The 2,115-nt window shown below is 34.1% G+C and carries 2 protein-coding genes; both read right to left on the reverse strand.

Annotated elements, in window-relative coordinates; all coding sequences use genetic code 11:
• Positions 1-2: 2 nt before the first annotated feature.
• A complete protein-coding gene (locus AC056_RS19160) occupies positions 3-635 on the reverse strand; it encodes a DUF3226 domain-containing protein (protein ID WP_064765251.1) in 633 nt (210 codons plus the stop codon).
• Positions 635-1,750, reverse strand: a complete 1,116-nt coding sequence (locus tag AC056_RS19165; protein WP_064765252.1) for an AAA family ATPase — start codon at positions 1,748-1,750, stop codon at positions 635-637. Before AC056_RS19165 ends, AC056_RS19160 begins: the two co-directional genes overlap by 1 nt.
• Between the last annotated feature and the right edge of the window lie 365 nt (positions 1,751-2,115).

Genomic DNA, 2,115 nt, shown 5'->3' on the forward strand with positions numbered 1-2,115 from the left:
ATTTATATTTTTGAAATAAAACTTTTTATTTCATCAAAACAATTGTCTGCTGTGTTTATTATTCCATTTTTCATGGATATTCCTATCCTTGAGTCGGATTCTCTATTGCAGCTAAGATAGACTTGTACCTTAGCTTTTTTTTCGTTGGTTGGATAAGTGTACTCTTCGTCACTCGCTGAGATGTTGTCTTTATTATTTTTGATTTTTTCGAAGAATTCTATTATGTATTCATATAACGCTCGAGTGCTTGCGTGTTCAATTATCAGATCTTCAATGGCACCTGGCTTGTCTTTTCCTGGCATTATAAAGAAAGAAATTTTTGTATTGCCATTCATAGCTATTTCGTTATGCGCGCTGGGGGTGGAGATTTGTAGTTCTCGCAATGTGGCAATTATTGATCTTTCTGTGTCAGTAAATGATGTATCAGCATCTAATATAATAAAAATGCTTTCTTTTTCATCGAAAGACTCAATGTTTTTGAATGCTCTAAGTGCTTGTTTTAATTTTGATTTTCCATTTATCTTCTCGACAAAAACATCGGTAATGCCTTGTATTTCAAGTAGGTTGCATAGAAAATGAAAATCATCATCACCCTCAACAAAAATGATCTTCTTGCTATTGTTTATGTTTTTCATTATCTGACCTCCCAGTCGTTCTCTACCGAGTAGGAAAAATCATTCATATTGAATTGTACGGCTGTTGGTTTTAGGGAGTTCTTTTCTCTTCCTAGTCTAATGTAAGCGATGTCTTCATTTTTGCTATCTATTTCGTTTATTGCTCGTATCACATCTTGACTATGAGTTGTTGCAAATATTTGATTGTTGTTTTGTTTTGCAGATGAAATTAATGATTTTATTATGTCTTTAATTACTGAGTAATGTATTCCGTTCTCGATTTCATCAATAAGAATAATTGAGTTTTCCTGTACCAATACTGAGCTAATGAAAGATAATGCTCGACTGATACCCTCGCCAAGCATTGATATTTCATTTAGCTCGCTAAAGCCAATGTCTAAATATATTTCCTTGTTGTTACCTATTGCAGATATTGCTATATCTACAATTCTGTCATCTATTTTTCTTAAGTTTTCTAATATATCTTTTTTTCTTTTTTGTGTTAGTAGATTTGATACATTTGTAATTGTTGCCTCTTTGTTTATCTTTCTGGATGTTGTTATTATCGTTGCTGTCTTAAATTTATAATTAACCCCATCTCTTTCGTTTTTTATTTCTGATTTTATTTCTACGCCATCTTCTTTCAATTGCATAGAGAAAAGCTTATTGGAAACTCTGCTTTTTGCATTGGGTGTCTCGGTCACGTTTATTTTTAACGAGTTTACTGTGGCCTGAGAACCGATAGTTTGACGAGGTATGTTTTGGTTAGATAGTACGGTGTCAACGTTTAGAGATAAACTTGATTCTAGTCTCTGATTTGTTTCTGTTTCATATGTTTGTGTTACTTCAGAGCGTTCATCTCGAATGACTATGGACATCTTTTGTGATGTGTCCATGTCGTGAAAGTAACTAACCCAAAATGGCTTGTTTTTGTTTATTTCTGCCATTTCTTTTCTGAATGCTTGAATGTTTAACAAGACGGCTGGGTTTTTTACATCATAAAAACAAAATATAGCATCCAGTATAGAGGTTTTCCCGTAGTTGTTTTTCCCAGCTATGATATTTAAAGTCTTTAATTGCTTTAGATGTAGCTCATTGAAGCATTTGAAATTCTTTAAACTTATTTCCTTTATCATGATAGCCTCTGTTCGTGTTTTTGTTATATGCCATACGATTTGTTAGTGCCTTAATAAAATGTACAGCTTTCATTGTGATTAGCTAGACTTTATGTCAAAGATTAACTTTGATTGCTTGTGTTTTAATCGATTTTTTTTACTTTCTTCTTGAGATTATCTGGCAGCAGCCGTAAGCTTCCGGCTGTGAACGAAAAAACCGCCTTGACGGGCGGTTTTTTCGAAAGGTTCAGTAGAGTTGGCGCTCTATGAACCGAGGTAACTGGCTTAAAGGGAGCGCAGTCACCAAAACTGTTCGTTTAGTTTAGCCTTAACTGGCGTATAACTTCAAGACTAACTCCCTAAATCAGTTACCAGTGGCTGCTGCC

Origin of the sequence: Acinetobacter genomosp. 33YU, from assembly GCF_001990725.1 — a bacterium.
Classification (GTDB): Bacteria; Pseudomonadota; Gammaproteobacteria; order Pseudomonadales; family Moraxellaceae; genus Acinetobacter; species Acinetobacter seifertii.

What these genes read in the sequence shown, in the direction of transcription:
- AC056_RS19160 (WP_064765251.1), bottom strand. Translation starts at nt 635, where the DNA reads ATGAAAAACATAAACAATAGCAAGAAGATCATTTTTGTTGAGGGTGAT.
- AC056_RS19165 (WP_064765252.1), bottom strand. Translation starts at nt 1,750, where the DNA reads ATGATAAAGGAAATAAGTTTAAAGAATTTCAAATGCTTCAATGAGCTA.